Origin of the sequence: Vibrio tapetis subsp. tapetis, from assembly GCF_900233005.1 — a bacterium.
In the GTDB taxonomy this organism is placed as follows: domain Bacteria; phylum Pseudomonadota; class Gammaproteobacteria; order Enterobacterales; family Vibrionaceae; genus Vibrio; species Vibrio tapetis.
Map to the genome: position 1 here is coordinate 3,163,263 of NZ_LT960611.1, position 18,960 is coordinate 3,182,222.

Annotated in this window: 21 protein-coding genes and 3 pseudogenes; 5 read left to right on the top strand and 19 right to left on the bottom strand. The window is 40.4% G+C overall.

The annotated features are described in order from the left end of the window. Nucleotides 1-6: 6 nt before the first annotated feature. Both wecA (VTAP4600_RS14135) and wecA (VTAP4600_RS14140) read left to right on the top strand, forming a co-directional pair. Nucleotides 7-1,089, top strand: coding sequence for a UDP-N-acetylglucosamine--undecaprenyl-phosphate N-acetylglucosaminephosphotransferase (wecA, locus tag VTAP4600_RS14135; protein ID WP_102523378.1), 1,083 nt, complete (start codon nt 7-9; stop codon nt 1,087-1,089). A 166-nt stretch (nt 1,090-1,255) separates the two neighbouring features. Then, nucleotides 1,256-2,335 carry a UDP-N-acetylglucosamine--undecaprenyl-phosphate N-acetylglucosaminephosphotransferase gene (gene wecA, locus VTAP4600_RS14140; RefSeq protein WP_102523379.1) on the top strand — a complete coding sequence of 360 codons (1,080 nt, stop codon included), beginning with the start codon at nt 1,256-1,258 and terminating at the stop codon, nt 2,333-2,335. 77 nt (nt 2,336-2,412) lie between these two features. Here wecA (VTAP4600_RS14140) and VTAP4600_RS14145 read toward each other — a convergent pair. The 4 genes and pseudogenes from VTAP4600_RS14145 to VTAP4600_RS14160 all read right to left on the bottom strand — a co-directional run bounded on the left by VTAP4600_RS14145 (nt 2,413) and on the right by VTAP4600_RS14160 (nt 3,529). Then, nucleotides 2,413-2,738, bottom strand: a pseudogene (locus VTAP4600_RS14145) (nucleotidyltransferase family protein). Nucleotide 2,739: 1 nt separating this feature from the next. Then, nucleotides 2,740-3,003, bottom strand: a pseudogene (locus tag VTAP4600_RS14150) (nucleotidyltransferase substrate binding protein); the annotation flags it as partial. Nucleotides 3,004-3,048: 45 nt separating this feature from the next. Further along, entirely contained in the window at nt 3,049-3,261 is a 213-nt protein-coding gene (locus VTAP4600_RS14155) for a hypothetical protein (protein WP_102523380.1), read from the bottom strand. Between the two features lie 40 nt (nt 3,262-3,301). Further along, entirely contained in the window at nt 3,302-3,529 is a 228-nt protein-coding gene (locus VTAP4600_RS14160; RefSeq protein ID WP_102523381.1) for a helix-turn-helix domain-containing protein, read from the bottom strand. Nucleotides 3,530-3,698: 169 nt separating this feature from the next. Here VTAP4600_RS14160 and VTAP4600_RS14165 point away from each other — a divergent pair, with 169 nt between their 5' ends. Then, nucleotides 3,699-4,820 carry a hypothetical protein gene (locus VTAP4600_RS14165; protein ID WP_102523382.1) on the top strand — a complete coding sequence of 374 codons (1,122 nt, stop codon included), beginning with the start codon at nt 3,699-3,701 and terminating at the stop codon, nt 4,818-4,820. Nucleotides 4,821-5,093: 273 nt separating this feature from the next. On the opposite strand, the gene hepT is transcribed toward VTAP4600_RS14165, so the two are convergent. Beyond that, a complete protein-coding gene (hepT, locus tag VTAP4600_RS14170) occupies nt 5,094-5,522 on the bottom strand; it encodes a type VII toxin-antitoxin system HepT family RNase toxin (protein ID WP_102523383.1) in 429 nt (142 codons plus the stop codon). Then, entirely contained in the window at nt 5,515-5,904 is a 390-nt protein-coding gene (gene mntA, locus VTAP4600_RS14175; RefSeq protein WP_102523384.1) for a type VII toxin-antitoxin system MntA family adenylyltransferase antitoxin, read from the bottom strand. Before mntA ends, hepT begins: the two co-directional genes overlap by 8 nt. Nucleotides 5,905-6,357: 453 nt before the next feature. Here mntA and VTAP4600_RS14180 point away from each other — a divergent pair, with 453 nt between their 5' ends. Both VTAP4600_RS14180 and VTAP4600_RS14185 read left to right on the top strand, forming a co-directional pair. Then, entirely contained in the window at nt 6,358-6,603 is a 246-nt protein-coding gene (locus tag VTAP4600_RS14180) for a type II toxin-antitoxin system CcdA family antitoxin (protein ID WP_102523385.1), read from the top strand. Further along, nucleotides 6,603-6,832: pseudogene (locus VTAP4600_RS14185) on the top strand (CcdB family protein). Before VTAP4600_RS14180 ends, VTAP4600_RS14185 begins: the two are co-directional and overlap by 1 nt. Nucleotides 6,833-7,034: 202 nt before the next feature. Here VTAP4600_RS14185 and VTAP4600_RS14190 read toward each other — a convergent pair. The 13 genes from VTAP4600_RS14190 to VTAP4600_RS14250 all read right to left on the bottom strand — a co-directional run bounded on the left by VTAP4600_RS14190 (nt 7,035) and on the right by VTAP4600_RS14250 (nt 18,940). Continuing rightward, complete coding sequence (locus tag VTAP4600_RS14190) at nt 7,035-8,243, bottom strand: transposase (protein WP_231897808.1); 1,209 nt, start codon at nt 8,241-8,243, stop codon at nt 7,035-7,037. Between the two features lie 34 nt (nt 8,244-8,277). Further along, nucleotides 8,278-9,807: an IS66 family transposase gene (gene tnpC, locus VTAP4600_RS14195; protein WP_102523386.1), complete on the bottom strand. Its 1,530-nt coding sequence runs from the start codon at nt 9,805-9,807 to the stop codon at nt 8,278-8,280. Between the two features lie 59 nt (nt 9,808-9,866). Then, on the bottom strand, nt 9,867-10,220 hold the full coding sequence (gene tnpB, locus VTAP4600_RS14200) for an IS66 family insertion sequence element accessory protein TnpB (protein WP_102523387.1): 354 nt from the start codon (nt 10,218-10,220) through the stop codon (nt 9,867-9,869). Beyond that, nucleotides 10,217-10,534 carry an IS66 family insertion sequence element accessory protein TnpA gene (tnpA, locus tag VTAP4600_RS14205; RefSeq protein ID WP_102523388.1) on the bottom strand — a complete coding sequence of 106 codons (318 nt, stop codon included), beginning with the start codon at nt 10,532-10,534 and terminating at the stop codon, nt 10,217-10,219. Before tnpA ends, tnpB begins: the two co-directional genes overlap by 4 nt. 312 nt (nt 10,535-10,846) lie before the next feature. Further along, nucleotides 10,847-11,710, bottom strand: coding sequence for a dTDP-4-dehydrorhamnose reductase (gene rfbD / locus VTAP4600_RS14210; RefSeq protein WP_102523389.1), 864 nt, complete (start codon nt 11,708-11,710; stop codon nt 10,847-10,849). Between the two features lie 14 nt (nt 11,711-11,724). Continuing rightward, a complete protein-coding gene (rfbC, locus tag VTAP4600_RS14215; RefSeq protein WP_102523390.1) occupies nt 11,725-12,273 on the bottom strand; it encodes a dTDP-4-dehydrorhamnose 3,5-epimerase in 549 nt (182 codons plus the stop codon). Further along, nucleotides 12,273-13,169, bottom strand: coding sequence for a glucose-1-phosphate thymidylyltransferase RfbA (rfbA, locus tag VTAP4600_RS14220; protein ID WP_102523391.1), 897 nt, complete (start codon nt 13,167-13,169; stop codon nt 12,273-12,275). Before rfbA ends, rfbC begins: the two co-directional genes overlap by 1 nt. Before the next feature lie 2 nt (nt 13,170-13,171). Then, complete coding sequence (rfbB, locus tag VTAP4600_RS14225; RefSeq protein WP_197708671.1) at nt 13,172-14,251, bottom strand: dTDP-glucose 4,6-dehydratase; 1,080 nt, start codon at nt 14,249-14,251, stop codon at nt 13,172-13,174. A gap of 119 nt (nt 14,252-14,370) precedes the next feature. Continuing rightward, nucleotides 14,371-15,375: a WaaS/CpsH family glycosyltransferase gene (locus VTAP4600_RS14230; protein WP_102523393.1), complete on the bottom strand. Its 1,005-nt coding sequence runs from the start codon at nt 15,373-15,375 to the stop codon at nt 14,371-14,373. Beyond that, entirely contained in the window at nt 15,375-16,505 is a 1,131-nt protein-coding gene (locus tag VTAP4600_RS14235; protein ID WP_102523394.1) for an NAD-dependent epimerase/dehydratase family protein, read from the bottom strand. The genes VTAP4600_RS14230 and VTAP4600_RS14235 overlap by 1 nt, the downstream gene beginning before the upstream one ends. Further along, nucleotides 16,495-17,073, bottom strand: a complete 579-nt coding sequence (locus VTAP4600_RS14240) for an LbetaH domain-containing protein (protein ID WP_102523395.1) — start codon at nt 17,071-17,073, stop codon at nt 16,495-16,497. The genes VTAP4600_RS14235 and VTAP4600_RS14240 overlap by 11 nt, the downstream gene beginning before the upstream one ends. Next, a complete protein-coding gene (locus VTAP4600_RS14245; RefSeq protein WP_172443123.1) occupies nt 17,073-17,861 on the bottom strand; it encodes a glycosyltransferase family 2 protein in 789 nt (262 codons plus the stop codon). Before VTAP4600_RS14245 ends, VTAP4600_RS14240 begins: the two co-directional genes overlap by 1 nt. Further along, nucleotides 17,858-18,940 (bottom strand): glycosyltransferase, encoded by a 1,083-nt coding sequence (locus VTAP4600_RS14250; RefSeq protein ID WP_102523397.1) that lies wholly within the window; start codon nt 18,938-18,940, stop codon nt 17,858-17,860. The genes VTAP4600_RS14245 and VTAP4600_RS14250 overlap by 4 nt, the downstream gene beginning before the upstream one ends. Nucleotides 18,941-18,960 lie beyond the last annotated feature (20 nt).

Consider the following 18,960-nt stretch of genomic DNA (forward strand, 5'->3'; position numbering starts at 1 on the left):
TACATCATGGCTTTTACACTTCTGGGCGTATTCGTATTCGCGAGTGTGCTATTAATTTTTGGGCGCAAGCTCGCCCAACAGGTTCAACTGGTTGACAAACCTAACCACAGAAAACATCACTCTGGGGCAATTCCACTCATTGGTGGTATTGCGATTTGTATTGCTCTCTGCTCTATGCTGGCATTCCAACCAAGTTTTATCGACAACCAACAATGGCTTATCTTTTCAATGCTTGTTTTAACAAGCATGGGCGTATGGGATGATAAAAACGAGTTATGTTGCAACATTCGTATGGCCGTTCAGGCTTTACTCAGTATCGGCATGATCTTTATAGCCGAAATAGAATTACACTCATTCGGGAATCTATTTGGTCATGGTGAAGTTGATTTAGGCGGCCTACTGTCTACTGCCATCACCATCATTGCTGTTATTGGTGCGATTAATGCGTTCAACATGGTAGATGGTATAGATGGTTTGCTCGGTGGGCTAAGTATCATTACCTTTTTAGCTATGGGTATTTTACTCACTATTAATGACCAGCCAGCCTTAGCTATGATCTGCTTTGCCCTCATCGCGGCACTTATTCCATTTATGGCGTTCAACCTTGGGCTGTTTGGCCAAAAACGAAAAGTATTCATGGGAGATGCCGGCAGTATGATGATTGGCTTTTTAGCCATTTGGTTGCTGCTGCAAATGAGCCAACCGAACCAATTAGCTGCAATTCGACCAGTGACCGTCCTTTGGCTTATTGCAGTACCGTTGACAGACATGGTCGCGATTATGTATCGCCGAATTCGGCATGGGCAGTCGCCACTCAAACCAGACAGAGAGCACCTACACCACATTTGCCAACGCATTGGTCTTTCAAATACACAAACATTGGCCTTTATTTACGCTGTTGCTATAAGTTACGCCGCATTTGGTATTTACGGCGAAATCGCCGAGATAGCACAAAGCACCATGTTTATCACCTTTTTGGCTTGCTTTGGCGTTTACGCTCTTGGGCTAAGCCACATTTGGCGCATTACCTCATTCATTCGAGCCAAGCGAGGCGACCAACAGCAAGCCTTTGTTAAAACCAACGACTAACTCAATTAAGGCCAGTGAGACCTCACTCCTTTTCTGGCCTAATATCATATCTAGAACACCATCAAACATTGTAACAACTCACGGGTATCTATGCTTTATAATCAAACTAAAATCGACTAGAATATCGCCATAAAAAATACAATCACACGGACACGTTGGCTACCTCATGTTGTTAGAACTTTCTTTCACTTTCTTCTTTTCCTTTGCCACTCTTTTTTTGATGCGCAAAGTAGCAAAACAAATAGGCTTAGTAGATAAACCAAACGCGCGTAAGTTCCACACTGGAGCTGTGCCATTGGTTGGTGGTATCTCTATTTGCATTACCTTAGCTCAGTTTATTTTTAACAAACCTCATATTATTCACCATAGCCAACTATTTTTGGGCTGTATTGCCTTGTTAACAATTTTAGGCGCATTGGATGATAAATACGACGTGAGCTTTAAAGTTCGTTTGCTAATTCAAGCGGCTCTTTCTATCACCATGATCCTGTTTGCAGACTTAAACCTACACTTTTTAGGCAACATGTTTGGTTTCGGCGATATGTGGCTTGGTGACGGTTATATCAGTGGTGTTATCACCATATTTGCGGTCATTGGTGCGATTAACGCTTTCAATATGGTCGATGGAATCGATGGCCTGTTAGGTGGACTTTCTATGGTTACCTTTGGCGCACTAGCAATACTGCTAAAGCTCGATGCACGGCAAGGCTTGGCCTATTTATGTGTAGTTTTAGTGGTAACCATGGTTCCCTATATTTGCATGAACTTGGGCTTATTAGGTAGAGAGCGCAAAGTCTTTATGGGCGATGCGGGCAGTATGCTGATTGGCTTTACTGTGATATGGATTTTGCTCAGTGCAAGCCAAGCAAATGAAAGTACTGGTGACATGCTAATGCGACCGGTAACTGCACTCTGGATTATTTCGATACCACTGATGGATATGGCCGCCATTATGATCCGACGCGTGCGCCGTGGCGACTCACCATTTAAACCAGACCGTGAACACCTACACCATATATTCCAACGCCTAGGCCTTGGCCCACGCGCTACACTACTCACAATATGCAGCTTTGCGAGTGCTTTCGCAGGCTTTGGCATTTACGGTGAGGTCACCAATATTCCTGAGCCGGCTATGTTCTGGCTATTTATTGCTACTTTCGGCGCTTACGCCGTACTGCTTTCTTATGTGTGGCGCATTACCACCGCAATCAGAAAGTGGCGAGGGATGCCAGAAAAGGCGTTTTGAGAGTAAGCGCTCTAACAAAATCTAAAAAATGGCACCTGCATTTAGGTGCCATTTTTGTACTTATTGTAATTTAGAAATCACTTAATTTTAATGCCATATTCTTCAATATGGGCAAGTAAATCGCTAGAGGTTACTTTCCTCTTTACTAGTAAATCGACTTTAAATGGTAGTGACGATTGCTCTAAACGGTCTTGAAAACCTGCCACGACGCTAAAGGATGTACCTTCACCTTCAAGTGCAATGTCTATATCAGAACTGTCTTGATAGATGCCCAATGCTCTAGAGCCGAAAACCCAAGCATGGACAACCAAAGCGTTACACTCAACAAAATATCGTTAATCAATTGATACTGATGTGGTTTAAGGCCGATAGACGATGGCACGAATAAATGACTATTGACCACTTTTAGCCTCGAAGGCAGTTTTAATGACACTGAGTGGAGAAGAGACATCGAACCCTTCGTATTCAAGTAAATCTTTTAGCGTTTTCCAAGTCAACTCAAAAGAAAACTCAAAAGAAAACTCAAAAGAAAACTCAAAAGTATGGACAAGCCCGGCTAACTCGAGTTCATTATAGCTTTCTTGCATACAAGCTCTATTGAGCCGTTGCTGCGCCTTTTTCAGATTCTGCAATCGCTGCGTCCAGAAAAAGCCATAAATTGCTATCATAGTAGCAATTTAATGATTAAAACGATAAAAACCATTACTATAGTATCAATTTTTTATCAGGTAATATTGCTGGGAAATATGAGTATCAATCGTCGAAATTAACACATTGGACAAACTGAATTGCCTTGCTTCTTGTTTAAAACTTCGAGTTTCATGATAGATCTCTTCAATCATATGCTGTAATGACGTCGCGCTTGCCAATGTCTCTTGATGTCCATCCGAAAAGGTTCTTTTTACAATCAGAGGCGTATTAAGCATGCTTTAATACCTCATCAATACTGCTTGGCGCATGACTAGGCTACTCGATAATATTCTTTATACCGTTAAGATGCCCCACAGCTTCAAGCAGCATAAGAAACTGCCTTAAAGAGATGTTCCCCGTTCTTTCAAATTTTCGAATGGTGCTATAAGGCACACCAGAGCGATCCGCTAACGCCTCTACACTAAGTTTTTGTTGTTTTCGTCGCTCTTTTACAAAATCTTTCAATTCAAGCTGAACGTCAAACGCGGTATCAAGAGAAAGCATATCAAACCCCAACTGTCACTATGGTGACATTATTATAGAAATAAACTTGAAAAGTGTCACCACTGTAACAACAACTAATTGTATTAGTATGTCTATCATAGATAATACTGCCCAGAAGCGACTCGTAGTGGTCAACTAAAATCTCATACTCTGCAATAAAGAAGGCATCATGAGCGAATATCAATTCTATCGATTTGAACGTCTAGAAGGACAGTTAAACCGCAAACAACATATCGCCCTAAGAAGCATTTCTAGCCGTGCCGACATCACGGCCTCCTCCTTTATAGTGTATTACCATTACAGTGGCCTAAAGGCAGAGCCGCACGACGTCATGCTTAACTACTTTGATATTGGTTTCTTCTATGCCGATTGGGGCTCTATCCAGGCCTATATTAAGCTGCCAATAGGCACGCTACCTGAGGCACTATTACCGCGCAATGATGACAGCTTCTATGTACATGAAACAAAGCAGTGGCAGCTATTAACATTCTCGATAGAAGAATATGGTGAGTATTTTGATGATGAGCAAGCGGATGATTTTTTTCAGCACCTTGCTACACTTCGCGCCGAACTTTTACAAGGCGACTGGCGCCTAATCTATTTCATTTGGCTAAACACGTTAGAAAGTGACGATGATTTAGAAGCAATTCCAATGATAGATTTCGACTTTCATCAACTCAGCCAAGCGCAACTGGCTTTTACCCAGTCATTCGAGACTCCACAAGAGTTAATAAAATCCTTAGCTCTGGCTCTAGAAGAAAACTCTAGCCACCGCCCTAATCAACACCGCTTTAATTTCGATAGCTGGCTAAAAGAGCGAACCAGTTTAGAAAAATACCAGCTATTAAAAGCCCTATTTCAGCAAGGGCAACTGACGTCTCAGCAAGCATTAATGATGACCAATAAAAAGCAAGCCGATACACAACCAGCCTACCAACACTGGCTAACTGCCGCAGTTGTTGAGCCGTATATTGAAACTGCTCACCAGCAAGTAAAGCAAGAACAAGCCGAAGCACTCGCCCTAAAACTGGCTCAAGAAAAAGCGCAAAAGGAAGCCACACTGACTGAAACTTACAGGCAACGTGAAAACTTATGGCAGCAGGCACAAGAGCAAGCTAACCGTACTTGTGCCAGTGGATATGACCAAGCCTCATTCAATATGCATCAATTGGCAGAGGCATATCAACTCAAAGGTGACGACTGTGCCTTTGCACTTCGCTTTAAACAGTTCGTATCAGAGAACAAAAACCGACAAGCGCTACTAAAAAGACTGCACAAATTACGAAATTAACCCTTTTATGCGCATTATAAACGGAGCTTAAGAGATTTATAGATTGGCTTTACTTCTAATTCATCTTCAACCCCTTATACTTATTGGAACCACATGGAGCTATTGCACAAGCTGTACATCCAAAGCAGTATGAAGAGAAACTTGAGTGGAGTGTGATTGAGTTACCCTGACCACCAGTGAACAAAGTCTAAACAGATAAAGTAAGCCTAGTTGGCAATTTTAAGGGCTTCAAATATATGGGTGACCTGTATTTTTCTTGCATGGGCCGACTTATTACTCAGACAATAAAAACGCCACCGCTTTATCCGTAAACTCCGCTAACGTTAGATAGTGACCTTCACGTAAAATATCTTCAATAATTAATAAATCGATATTTAAGTAATCGTGCACTAAGCCATTACGCATACCGATAACCTGCTTCCAAGTACGTAACTCATTACTAGAAATTAGGTTATGTTCCTTTAAGATAGAAAAGGATTGATACGCCTCTGTCGCACTCCTACTTTGAATTTTCTTCACCATGTGCTTAGATAAGCCAATGCACATCTCTGTAAAAACCTGCAATAAACGCTCTGCAGCTAAATAGTCACGACTTTTTAATTCCGACTGATTTAAATCAAAGCGAAGTTCATCTAATTCTTTAAGATACTTTGCTTTATGAGATGCCACCTCCGCTAGATATAACTCAAGGCCTTTATTCATATGATGCCTCTCTCTTACTTTCAATCAACTGGTATTCAAACATAGAGTGAATACGGTTCTGCTCTTTATAAAACAGTAATGGATTATTGTTATAAATCAGGTCCCCATATTCAATAACATTGAAAGCGAGCGCAATAGGTATGCGATTAATGTCAACAATACTCAGTTTATCTAAAGGTAAATTTAAGTGTTCTGCCCACTCTATCGCCAAACATTCAGGGCGAGTCCGTAAAGCTAAAGTCGACAAACCGTGATCATGAAATGCCACCGCTAAGTCAAAGTCACTTTCTTCATGATAGGTACCTTGAGCGCGAGAACCATATAACCACACAAGTTCAATACGTTTATCCATTTTGGCCAAGCTAACGATAGAATCAATCATACTCAATCCATGGTTGTTTATTAAAACTATAGCAAGATTGAAGGCGCATTACTGCCCTCTATTACCCGATACTGTAGCAGTCATGATAATGGAAAACCCTAGAGACCACATACGCTCATTGAACACTTCCCCGAAACCCACGCTCTGCTGGTATGCCGCGCATAACTTTCTAGTTCTTTAGCTCAGCCCACTGCACAACGAAACTTGCCACCAAAGCTTTCAGAGAACTTTAGCCATTCCTCAGCATTCATACTTAACCGCTCAAGGAGAGAGTTTTGGCTTGGCTGAATGCTTCCACTAAGGCTAAGTAATCCAGCAAAGAAAACTCAATACCACCTATCTTGAAATACACCGACATAGACCATGCAACTGAGTAGTGCTTAATTGTACTTGTTACATGCCTAGCACGCACCTATAATTAGTGCGCATAAACTATACGCACAGGGTGATCCTATGAGAAACGCATTCAATGCACAACCCCCGAAAAAAGCGACCAACTTAAGTTTAAATAGCGAGCTGCTAGCCGAAGCTAAACGCCTGAAGATTAACTTGTCCGCAACAATGGAAAAGGCACTAGAGAAAGAAGTAAACCAACACCTTAAAGCAGAATGGCTAGAACAAAACGCTGAAGCCATTAATGCATGTAATGAGCTGACTGAAAACCATGGCCTGTTTTCTGCTCCCTACCGAGTATTTTAATGTCACAATTTACGCTATACCAAAACAACGATAAGAACACTTCAACGGCTTACCCTTACTTCGTAGATGTACAGAGTGAACTGCTTGACACACTAAACACTCGGCTCGTCATCCCACTCACCAAATGGCAAGCGTACCGACCAAAATTCTGCGTAAACCCGTTGCCGAATTAAGTACATTCAGAAATGAGATCATAGAGGCTATCGACTTTCTTATTACTGGCATATAACACAATATACTTCTCTGCCCGTGCCACTTCCGGCTCAGTAACAAGAAGACAACAGACATTCATCATTACCCTCACCCAGCTCATCTTTGGTATAAATCGTAACACCGTTGTTAGGTAAATATTCACACTGATGTATCTGACAAGGCATATCACTTCCTTTCAAGTTTCAATCGAACGCAGGACCAATAAAAATGATACCCCCCTAGAGGTCATATAGGCTCATTGAACATTTTCCAGATACCCATGCCCTGTTCGTATGAAGAGCGTAACTTTCAAGCTCTTTAGCCGAGCCCACTGCACAACGAAACTTGCCACCAAAGCTTTCAGAGAGGGTTAGCCATTCCTCAGCATTCATATTTAACCGCTCAAGGAGAGAATTGTGGCTAGGTGGAATATAACCGCGCTTGTTTGGCCGAACCACTTGGCCTAGTTCTTCGACTAGCGCCAAATAATCCAACAGTGAGAACTCAATACCCCCTCTCTTGGACAACACCGAGGACTGCGTTTCTCGCTCGTTGTCTAAAAAGCCAGTTAGGCCTTTAGCGGGTAATGACGCAATCTCGCCCTTGCCTGTATCTTGCTGACAAGCGAACGAATGAATACGTTCGTAAATGGAAGTGAATTCTGACTCTTCAAGGGTTTGCGCCATATCGGCCCTAACAGGATTTAAATCTACGTAAGCCATACAGCTGAGCAGGGCTTTTTCATCCAATAGGGCTTGTGACTTAAAGCACCCTTCCCTAAATCGGCCTTTACAACCTTCTTCTTTATTGGCTTCACGTGCAATAAATTCGTTAAGGTTACGCATTAACCAAGAAATATCCGTTAAGCGTTCACGCCATTCCTCTATAAGTTCTAGAGTTTTGTTAATTTCCGCTTTGGATTTTAACTCACCACTAAGCCAACGGCTGACCAACAACGGCGCTTTGTATAACGTTGTCCAACGCTTAGCGACTTCTTCGTTACTCCAGGACTTAGCCAACGCTGTGTCTACATGCAGCACTAAATGATAGTGGTTAGACATAATGGCATAGGCGCATACGTCAATCGAAAATACTTGGCTTAGCAAGCGCATTCGCTCTACTATCCACACTCGGCGATGCTCAAAGCTTTGCCCTGAATAGTTATCTTCGCCGCATAAAAAAGCACGGCGCACACACCGTGAAATACAGTGATAATACGCCGTGTCTTGAAGCGAAACTTGAGTTGAACGTGATTGCGTCATCCTGACCACCAGTGAGCGAAATCTAAGCAGATAAAGTAAGGCTAGTTTGTTTATTTCCGCTTTGGATTTTAACTCACCACTAAGCCAACGACTACCCAATAACGGCGCTTTGTATAACGTTGTCCAACGCTTAGCGACTTCTTCGTTACTCCATGACTTAGCAAGCGCCATGTCTACATGCAGCACTGTAAACGCCCCATGAACCCACGGGGCGATATTACTAATGTTTGAAGTTCCAAGGTAGGAGCGCATCGATATCTGGCTCTGCTTTCGCCAACTCTTTCATGCACTTGACCATATAGTCGTAGAGGATAAGGCCGTTGGCTTTCGCGGTTTCGACGATACTGTAAAGCATCGCGCTCGCGTCAGCACCATTTTGAGTAGCCGAGAATAACCAATTCTTTCTGCCAATGACCAGCGGTTTGATTGCGCGCTCAGCACGATTATTGTCGATAGATAAATGACCGTCATCGATATAGCGGATGAGCTTCGGCCATTGGCCAAGCGTATATTTTATTGCTTTACCCAGCGGGCTAGAGCCTATCACTTTCTGAGTTGTCATCCATTCGTAAAACTCATCCAGTATTGGTTTGGCGTATATCTGCCGTTCTGCTTTTCGTTTTTCGGCAGAGATGCCTTTCAAGCGTGATTCTATTCCATAGAGCTTCTGGATTTTAGCCAGTGCTTTATCCGCTTTGCCTGACTTGCCTTTTCCTTGAAGCTTCTTAGCATCCATGAACTTACGCCGTGCATGCGCCAAGCAGCCGACATTGGTCACGTGGTGAAGACCGTCATAGGCACCATATTCATCGGTTTGCATATAACCACTATAATCCCCTAAAAAGGCAGCAGGGCACGCCCTCGCGCGACTGTTTTGATAGTCGTACAAGGCGATGTTTTTCATATTGGGGAGTGCGGCATCTGGCGAGTCTGCGCCCGAGCAGTAGAGCCACATGTAACACTGTTTATCTTCCTTGAGCACATTGAGCGGCGTTTCATCCGCCTGAACCACCACTTGTTCTAGTAGGTGCCTTTTCAGGGCAGCATACAGCGGTACGAACTTCTCACTGACTTGGATAATCCACCTTGCCATGGTGGTTCGTGATAGTTCGATACCCGATTGGGTAAACAGCGACTCTTGCCGATACAGCGGCATTGCGTATTGGTATTTGCCAAGGATGATATTGGCAAGCAAGCTTTCTGTCGCGAAGCTCTTAGAGATAATGCTTTGCGGCGCTGGCTTTTGAACGATGCGGTTATTGTCCTCTGTTTGCTCGCACTGGCGGCAAGCATACTTAGGACGAACATATTCCAGCACTTTGAGTACCGCTGGTGAGAATTCCAGCTTTTCACTGCGGTCTTCACCGATTTTATGCAGGCTCTGCTTGCAGCAAGCGCATTGCTTTTCATGGTCGTCTAAATCGAGTTCGATAATCTCACGAGGTAAGGTCTTTGGAAGTGGCTTACGTTTACCACGTTTCTTCGTTGTGGTAGTGGTCGTCACCTCAACCTCTTCTTCTTTAGCGGCTTCACATTCCACTTCGTTGAAGAGGTCACCTTGAAATTCATCGTAAGGCTTTAACGCCTCCGAACGTTTCGCGAATTGGCGGTCGAAGGCAAGTTTGAGTTGCTCAAGTAGCGATTGGCGCTCTTGTTTCCACTCGCTTTTCTCTGACATCAGTGCTTTCACCATCGCTTGTAGCTCGGCAACACTTTGACTTTCTGGATTGATATCTGGCGTTTTTTTCATGACATTTATTATACTAAAATCATGTCGTTAACGCTTGGTGGATAAGGCTTTATTATCGCTTAAGTCATTGTAAAATCGTTTATTCGAACGGGTTTATGGCCGATAATCGTGAAGCCAGAAAGCAGTCTATCAAGCTCGAATTGCGTCAGGGTAAACACTTCATTTTTCTCTTTTGTAGGCCACTTGTACTTGGCTTTTTGGAGTCGTTTATACCAAAGGGCGAAGCCTGTTTTATCCCAATACAATACTTTGATTTTGTCGCGCTGTTTGTTGGTAAACAAGAACAGTGCGCCACTCCCCAAAGGCAAATCGGTGTCACTTTCGATAATCGCCGCGAGGCCGTTGATGGACTTTCTAAAATCGACGCTTTCACGATAGAGGTAAATCTCAGGAGCGCTCAGCATACGTTTCATGATAGCGCACCGATAAGCTCTGCCAGATAGGCCGCAGGCGTGCCTTGAGGAATATTCAGCTCAACATCATTGACGAGAAGTGTCATGTTGGCCGTTGCAATTTGAGCCTGATACTTCGTTGTCTTTTCGACGACTTCAGCTCTCACAAATCCGACGGTTGCTGATTGGGCTACCGTTTGAAGCTGACGGCGTTTTGCGAAGAACGTGGATAAACTCAGTCCGTGCTGCTCGCAGAAAACGCGTTGAGTCATATTGCTGCTTTCATACTGTTGAAAAAGAGCCTGCCATTCCTGGTTAGAGCGTCGCTTTGCCATTTCAAATCTCCTTTTGGTTAGAGACTTGATCTTAATATTCGTGCTTGGCGATTAGAATGTGGGGTTTATGAGGCGCTTACATAGTTATCTTCGCCGCATAAAAAAGCACGGCGTACCACCGTGAAATACAGTGATAATACGCCGTGTCTTGAAGAGAAACTTAAGTTGAACGAGATTGAGTCATCCTGACCACCAGTGAGCGAAATCTAAACAGATAAAGTAAGGCTAGTTGGTGATTTGGAGGAGGGTGTCAAATATATGGGTGTCCTTTATTTTTCATTTTTTACTAAAGATAATTGGTTCAGTAAGAGGCTAACTTAACTCATCCATCATTTCTGATAACTGTTTACGCCAGTGTATCGTTTTAATACCAGAGACTTCTTCTGCACTTGATTTATCAATCACCGAAAACGCGGGACGTTTAGCGGGAGTTGGATAAGCGGAGGTTGGTATGGGTAAAACCGGAATAGCCTCTTTTAATAACCCTTTATCAACACCTAACTCTTGAATCGCTATAGCAAAGTCATACCAAGAAGCTATACCAGCATCGGTCCAATGGTAAGTGCCGGTCACTGCAGGTTTCTCTGCCACTGCCCATAACCATTGTACGAGACCTCTAGCCCAAGTCGGCGTGCCCACTTGGTCATAGATGATGCTAAGCTGCGGTTTCTCTTGCATTAAGCGCAGCATGCTTTTAACGAAATTGTTACCGTTTACTGAATACACCCAAGCAGTACGTACAATCACACTCGCTTCAGGTAATATCTCCTGAAGGGCTAAATCACCAGCTAACTTTGAAGCACCATACACATTGATTGGGTTAGGCTTTGAATCAGTTTGATAAGGCATAGTATCAGTCCCATCAAATACAAAATCAGTCGACACATGTAAAACACGCGCATTGATTTCCTTACAAGCGCTAGCTAAGTATTTAATACCTAACTCATTTACCGCATAAGCTATTTCAGTATCTTCTTCAGCCTTATCTACCGCAGTATAAGCAGCAGCATTAATCACTAAATCAGGCTTAGTCTTTACCATAAACTCAGAGACCAATGACTCATTGGAAATATCAAGTTCCTTAATACCGACACTGATAACTTCAACATCTTGTGGTACAAGCTGCTCTAACTCCCAAGCGAGCTGCCCCCCTTTTCCTGTAATGACAACTTTCATACTGACTTTACCTATCAATCAAATTTTGGAGCATCTTTAAATGAAAAACCATCTGCGTCTTTTGCAGATAGTTGAGGTAATTCACCATCAACTAACGGCCATTCAATAGCAAGTTCTGCATCACTCCAGCGAACAGAGACTTCAGATTCTGGGTGGTAATAATCAGTACACTTATACACAAACTCAGCAGAGTTAGTCATCACATAAAAACCATGTGCAAAACCTTCAGGCACCCATAATTGACGTTTGTTTTCAGCAGATAGTACAACGCCAACCGCTTTACCAAACGTCGGTGAAGATTGACGCATATCTACAGCAACATCATAAACAGCACCCGATGTAACACGTACTAGCTTACCTTGAGTTTGCTCTTGCTGGAAATGCAAACCACGTAAAATACCTTTTGTTGATTTACTATGGTTGTCTTGCACAAACGGTTTAGCACCCGTTTGTTCCATAAACTCATCAGCACGGAAGGTTTCCATAAAGAAACCACGCTCATCACCAAACACATTTACTTCAACAATTTTTACATCTGCAATTGCTGTATCAATAAATTTCATTAAACCATTCCATTAGCAATATTGAATAGATACTGACCGTAACCTGTTTTCTTTAGTTTCTCAGCCTGAACAAGCAACTCTTCTTTAGTTAACCAACCTTGCACGTAAGCAATCTCTTCTAAACATGCGACTTTAAAGCCTTGACGATGCTCAACGGTTTGTACAAAGTGACTAGCCTCTAATAATGAGTCGTGCGTACCCGTATCAAGCCAGGCAAAGCCACGACCTAATAGCTCAACATTCAAATCACCGCGCTCCAAATAAGCAATATTTACATCGGTAATTTCTAACTCTCCACGATGTGATGGTTTAATCTTTTTAGCAATATCAATCACATCATTATCATAGAAATACAAACCAGTGACTGCATAGTTAGATTTTGGTTGTTCAGGTTTCTCTTCAATACTTAACGCTTTACCACTTCCATCAAACTCAACCACACCAAAACGCTCCGGGTCAGAAACGTGGTAGCCAAATACCGATGCACCTTTTCCAACTTTTGCAGCAGCCAATAGTTTGTCTGAGAAGTGTTGCCCGTAGAAAATGTTATCACCTAACACTAAAGCAACATTGTCATTACCAATAAACTCTTCTCCAATAATAAATGCTTGTGCTAACCCATCAGGAGTCGGTTGCTCTTTATAGCTGATTTCAACACCAAATTGACTTCCATCGCCTAACATACGCTCAAAATTAGGTAAATCTTCTGGGGTTGAGATAATTAAAATATCATTAATGCCCGCTAGCATCAAAACCGATAGAGGGTAGAAAATCATAGGTTTGTCGTAGATAGGTAATAACTGTTTAGAAGTGCCTAGAGTAATGGGATGTAGACGACTACCAGAGCCGCCAGCTAGAATAATTCCCTTGTAGTTTGAAATTAAATTGTCAGGCATGGTTACATATCTCCTATACGTTCTAGTTGGTATTCACCGCTTAATACACGCTTCCACCAGTTTTCATTATTTAAATACCATTCAACTGTCTTGCGAATACCTGTTTCGAAGCTCTCTTCTGGTACCCAACCTAACTCTCTATCTATTTTTGTTGCATCGATGGCATAACGTACATCGTGACCTGGGCGGTCTTTAACGAAAGTAATAAGCTCGTTATAATTAGTAATTTTCGATGAAGAAAAAGCGGGGTTATCGGAGATAGGTTTTAATTCATCAAGAATGGCACAAAGCGTTTCTACTACTTCGATATTCCTCTTTTCATTATGACCACCAATATTATAGGTTTCACCCACAACCCCCTCGGTTACCACTTTATAAAGTGCACGTGCGTGATCTTCTACATATAGCCAATCACGAATTTGGCTACCGTCACCATAAATAGGCAAAAGTTTAGCTGCTAACGCATTTAAAATAACATGAGGAATGAGCTTCTCGGGGAAGTGATAAGGTCCATAGTTGTTCGAGCAGTTTGTTACAATCACAGGTAAACCATAAGTTCGATTCCAAGCGCGAACTAGATGATCACTTGATGCTTTAGATGCTGAATATGGGGAGCTTGGTTCGTAAGATGTTTCCTCTGTAAACAGGTCATCAGTCCCTTCTAAATCACCGTACACTTCATCGGTACTAATGTGATGGAAACGGAAAGCTTGCTTTTTATCTTCTGGTAAAGCAGACCAATAAGCACGTGCAACTTCTAACAAAGTGAATGTGCCCATAATATTCGTTTGCATAAAATCAGCAGGACCATCAATCGAACGGTCAACATGTGATTCCGCAGCTAAATGCATCACCGCTGTAGGCTGGTATTTTTCAAATACCTCAGACATTGCAATTGCATCACAAATATCTGCATGCACAAAATGATAACGTTCGTTATTGGCAATCGAAGCAACAGACTCAACATTGCCAGCGTAAGTCAACTTATCTAGATTAACGACTGAATTCGACGTATTTTCAATAATGTAGCGCAAAACTGCACTACCTATAAACCCGGCACCGCCGGTGACTAAAATCATAATAAAACTCTACATTAATAAAAATTGACATTTTGCGTAAGAAACTAAGAGATAACAACATTTAATATTGCTATGGACAGTAAAGCAGCCACGGAGATAACAAATGATGCTATGCTTAAAAATCAGTCAACCACATCACCTTCAACTCTGAATATATTCACAATCCAACTTCTTAATGAATATTTCTCATAAATACTTTTATCTATTTCTATGTACTTAGCATCCAAAAAACCTTCCGCTACAACAGGATTATTTCGATCAATAACAAAAATATTCCTACTATCGTAGAAGTCGTACTCTTTAACATTTGAATTGGTAGTGATTAACTTTTTTTTAGCCCCTAGCATCTCAATAGTACGCATAGTCAACCCATTCTGTAAGGGATGCTCAATATCTACAATCGCTTTAGAGTCTCTAATGATGTTAATTACTTCATTTTTAGATAGTGAAACAAAACTCACATCACTTCTTTGAATTCGCCTAAATTCCTTATATAAAAGCCTTTGCAGCATAAATAAAAATCTACTTTGAGAATAGAAATATGAAAACAGCTTAAATCTTCCGTTATCCATGGATTTAACCGTAGAATATCGATCACTATGCACACTCCCTATAAATGAAATGTCATACGAGCAATCATCGGACCCGACAGCATCCTCATAGTCTTTTATATAAAAAAGAGGTAAGAACCTGATACTTTCATCTATAACTCCGTCATTGGAATCGAAAGTAAAGAATTTATTAGAAGCCGACAACAAATCTAAAGACTTTTTTTTGTTTTTTATAGAGTCCCACATGTAAGTATAAACAATAACATTCGGGTGACATTTTTTAATAGCTTCAATTATTTTCACATCTATGGTTTCAGGATTGACTAAAAACAGATAATCAAAACAATCATGCTTGGTATTTTCTATAATGTTGCGATAATAAATATTTATATTATTTTGTATAGCTTTTTTAAGTTGTAAACGAATTAGTGCTTTAGTAACAAAATCATTTTTAGGCCTTTCATCAAAATATTTAACTTCAGCACCAAAATTTTCAAGTTCTTTTTTTATCTCTATCTCATAACCGAAAAAAGTTGGCGCTAAAAAAAGAACCTTTTTTCCCTTTAGAGCCTCCATTACTTATACAAACCTTTTTCTTTCATTTCATTTATACTTTCTTCATATTTATCTTCAGAAACTTCTTGCTGATTTACCCATTTAACAAACTTACAGATACCTTGTTCAAAGCTAACTTTAGGTTCGAAGCCAAGCTTAGACCTTATTTTACTTAAATCGGCATAATTATCTCTAATATCTCCCAACCTGTAATTACCTGAAATTTCAATTTTTGAGGCGCTGTTGTATTCATTAACCAATGTATCTGCGACAGTTAAAACATTTATTGCTTTCCCTGAACCAACATTAAACACTTCATGGTTCGCTTCATCCTTTTCTATGCCTAACATTGTTGCATCTACGACATCGTCGATATATACGAAATCACGACTCTCTTTTCCATCTTCAAAAATTGCAATATCATTCCCATTTTTTATTCGCGTAGAGAAAATAGACAAAATCCCGGTATATGGATTTGACAATGACTGACCGGCACCGTAAACATTTTGATATCTAAAGGCCACGGCGGGAATATTCAAAGATTTCCCCATAACCAGAAACATCTGTTCTTGCACTTGCTTTGTAATACCATAAATAGAACTAGGGTGAACTTTACTTGCTTCATCTGTCGCTAACAATTCAACGTTTTTATTGCAAATTGGACATTTAACAAAAAAGTCGCCTTTAGCCATATCGCTATCAATTCTATCTTTTGGATAAACAAAGCCGTCATCTACGCAATTGTATTTACCTTCTCCGTAAATAGAACGAGAAGATGCAATTACCATTTTTTTCACGGTATGCTCTTCGTTGGCTAATATATCTAAAAAGACAGAAGTACCCTTAATATTTACGTCAGTATACTTCTCGATCTCATACATTGATTGGCCAGTACCTGTTTCAGCGGCTAAATGAACAACAACATCAACACCTTCTAAAGCTAGTTTCCAATCATCATAACTGAGAACAGTCCCTTTGATAAAGTTCACCTTACCCTTAATTGATTCATACAATGGAGACACATCATCATGAATCTGAGGTGACAAGTTATCCAACACCGTAACAGCATACCCTCTATCTATTAATTTAAGAGCCAAATTTGAGCCTATAAAACCAGCACCACCAGTTATAAGTATTTTCCTATATTTCATCTAAAAAATTTCCTTTACTATCTGTTTTATCCCAAGAATTAGTCTTTTTATTATAACGTTTCACTATTTTTGCAGGAGCCCCGACTATCACCGAGTAATCTGGAAAGCTCCCTCTCACTACAGAATTACACCCCACAACACAATGCTTTCCTAATTTAGTCCCCGCCTGAATACAGGCGCCTATTCCAATAAATGAATTTTGTCCAATACATGTGTTAGATATAATTAGAGGCTGCGAAGAAACTGGCAACTTAATATCCCTATATTCGTGGTCGATATCGGTTACAAATACATTTGCAGAAATAATAACCCCTGGCTCAATTACAATTTTCCCAGCGGAAGTAATATGGAAATTCTGCCCAATAGAAACATCGTCATTGATATGGATCTCGCCACTCCCATGAGTTTCAACCCGAAAGCCCTTGAATATTCTTACTTTTTTTCCTATATGTACTTTTCTAAGCCCTATTGAGAAAATAGGAAATGAAACATAGGACGGAAACTTATAGCTTCCAAAAAAAAAGGATAACAATAACCCCTGGAAAGCCCAAATTATTTTATAGATCATTAATTTAAACTCCGAATAATCACTCTTCTTAAAGATTTAAAATAGTAAAAAACTCGAAATATAGCTCCTTCGAGATGACTTACGTCCCCCCTCTTTATAGCCATATTTAATATCTTCATCCCACCGTCCGACATTGCTTGTAAGTTAGCAGATAAGCCAGAGTGACCAAAATTTGGCTTACCTCCACCAGTAATAACTAGAGATTCAGGGAGATAATAAAAGCGGTATTTTGTACAAATCCTTATCCAAAGCTCTCCATCTTCTGCATGAGTAAAACTAGTGTCATACCCGCCAAGCTCTTGCAACACTGACTTTCTAATTAATGCAGTAGACGTTTGTGGAAACATCTTAACCAATAACTCTCTTACAACTGCCTTGTGAAGAGTTTTTATTTTTCTCAAACCAATTCTCAACGACTCATTATTTCTAGCGCAGCCTATAAAATCAACATTTGAAGAAAGGCTTTCAACAACTTCTACCTGACGCCGCAATTTTGATGGTAACCAAATATCGTCTGAATCAAGAAAAGCGATCCAGTCGTATGAGGCATTTTCTATACCCAAATTTCTGGCAGACGACACACCACCATTAGGTTTATTGATTAATTTTATATCAAAATCGTTTTTTCCTATAAAATCATTAACAATATTTGAGCAACTATCTGTTGACCCATCATCAATTACAATTATTTCAATACGACGATCGTAATCTTGCTGGACAACACTTGTTAACACATCAGAAATAGTCGATGATGCATTATACATTGGTATAACAACAGAAATATTCATTTCAAAACCTCTAACCATTTATTTGTAATCAGTTCACTGTCCCATTTTTTTCCTTCATTGAAAGCTCTTTGAGAAATTTCTTCCCGGAGTGCGTCATTTACCATAAGATCTTGCAAATGATTTGAGTATAGTTGTTTATTAAAACAAGGCACCAAGTAACCATTTCTAATGTTAATAATGTCTCGAGGCCCAGAAGGACAATCAAAGGAAATCACAGGTAAACCAAAAGACATTGCCTCAATAAGAACCATACCAAACCCTTCAAATCTAGATGTCAAGGCGAATATTGATGATCTTTTGTAGTATTTTACTATATCGGGCGTCGCATCCACGATTAAAATAGTAGATGCAAATTTTGATGTCGCTATTTTCTTCCTAAGAAAACCACTATTTTCTCCGGACCCCAATATAATTAGACTCCAATCACTCAAGTTAGGGTTTTCGTTCAGGACATCATTCCAAATATCTATTAATAAACCTTGTTGCTTATCATCAGTTAACCTTCCAACATTTAGTACTTGTTTAAGACGACGATCTTTTTGGCTGTAATCTAAATTTGGTCTGAAATGAGGTATATATTTTGCTGGAATTCCTATACTATTATAATAGTCAGTATCAGATAACGTTGGTACAATATAAGATTTGCATTTTAGATAAAGAAACTTCTTGATTGTTCTATATACAATGTTATACGCTCCATGTGAACCATGCTCAGAAATAATGAGCCTTTCAGAATCCCCCCCCGCCAATCTATACGCAAGTACGCTAATAGGGTGTGTACAATAGAATAAATCATATTCTGTTGACTTAAGGAAATCTGATAATTTTTTTATTTCGTCAAATAAGGATATTGCAATATTCCTAATTCTTATCGCCTTAACCGATTCATATTTACCTTGTTTAATCCTTAAACTTAAACATTTTACGTCGGCAGGTATTGGATAAAAGCTTTTCTCAAAATCTTTAGTTAATAGTACAATTTCAATTCTACCGTGCAATTTGAATAACAGCGTCGAGATCACACGTTCAATGCCACCTGAAGGTGCCATACTATCTACATAATAGATTACTTTTTTCAAATTTCAAACCTTATAACTTT

Coding starts and splice junctions, on each gene's coding strand:
- wecA (WP_102523378.1), top strand. CDS start 7: ATGGCTTTTACACTTCTGGGCGTATTCGTATTCGCGAGTGTGCTATTA.
- wecA (WP_102523379.1), top strand. CDS start 1,256: ATGTTGTTAGAACTTTCTTTCACTTTCTTCTTTTCCTTTGCCACTCTT.
- VTAP4600_RS14155 (WP_102523380.1), bottom strand. CDS start 3,261: ATGCTTAATACGCCTCTGATTGTAAAAAGAACCTTTTCGGATGGACAT.
- VTAP4600_RS14160 (WP_102523381.1), bottom strand. CDS start 3,529: ATGCTTTCTCTTGATACCGCGTTTGACGTTCAGCTTGAATTGAAAGAT.
- VTAP4600_RS14165 (WP_102523382.1), top strand. CDS start 3,699: ATGAGCGAATATCAATTCTATCGATTTGAACGTCTAGAAGGACAGTTA.
- hepT (WP_102523383.1), bottom strand. CDS start 5,522: ATGAATAAAGGCCTTGAGTTATATCTAGCGGAGGTGGCATCTCATAAA.
- mntA (WP_102523384.1), bottom strand. CDS start 5,904: ATGATTGATTCTATCGTTAGCTTGGCCAAAATGGATAAACGTATTGAA.
- VTAP4600_RS14180 (WP_102523385.1), top strand. CDS start 6,358: ATGAGAAACGCATTCAATGCACAACCCCCGAAAAAAGCGACCAACTTA.
- tnpC (WP_102523386.1), bottom strand. CDS start 9,807: ATGAAAAAAACGCCAGATATCAATCCAGAAAGTCAAAGTGTTGCCGAG.
- tnpB (WP_102523387.1), bottom strand. CDS start 10,220: ATGAAACGTATGCTGAGCGCTCCTGAGATTTACCTCTATCGTGAAAGC.
- tnpA (WP_102523388.1), bottom strand. CDS start 10,534: ATGGCAAAGCGACGCTCTAACCAGGAATGGCAGGCTCTTTTTCAACAG.
- rfbD (WP_102523389.1), bottom strand. CDS start 11,710: ATGAAAGTTGTCATTACAGGAAAAGGGGGGCAGCTCGCTTGGGAGTTA.
- rfbC (WP_102523390.1), bottom strand. CDS start 12,273: ATGAAATTTATTGATACAGCAATTGCAGATGTAAAAATTGTTGAAGTA.
- rfbA (WP_102523391.1), bottom strand. CDS start 13,169: ATGCCTGACAATTTAATTTCAAACTACAAGGGAATTATTCTAGCTGGC.
- VTAP4600_RS14230 (WP_102523393.1), bottom strand. CDS start 15,375: ATGGAGGCTCTAAAGGGAAAAAAGGTTCTTTTTTTAGCGCCAACTTTT.
- VTAP4600_RS14235 (WP_102523394.1), bottom strand. CDS start 16,505: ATGAAATATAGGAAAATACTTATAACTGGTGGTGCTGGTTTTATAGGC.
- VTAP4600_RS14240 (WP_102523395.1), bottom strand. CDS start 17,073: ATGATCTATAAAATAATTTGGGCTTTCCAGGGGTTATTGTTATCCTTT.
- VTAP4600_RS14245 (WP_172443123.1), bottom strand. CDS start 17,861: ATGAATATTTCTGTTGTTATACCAATGTATAATGCATCATCGACTATT.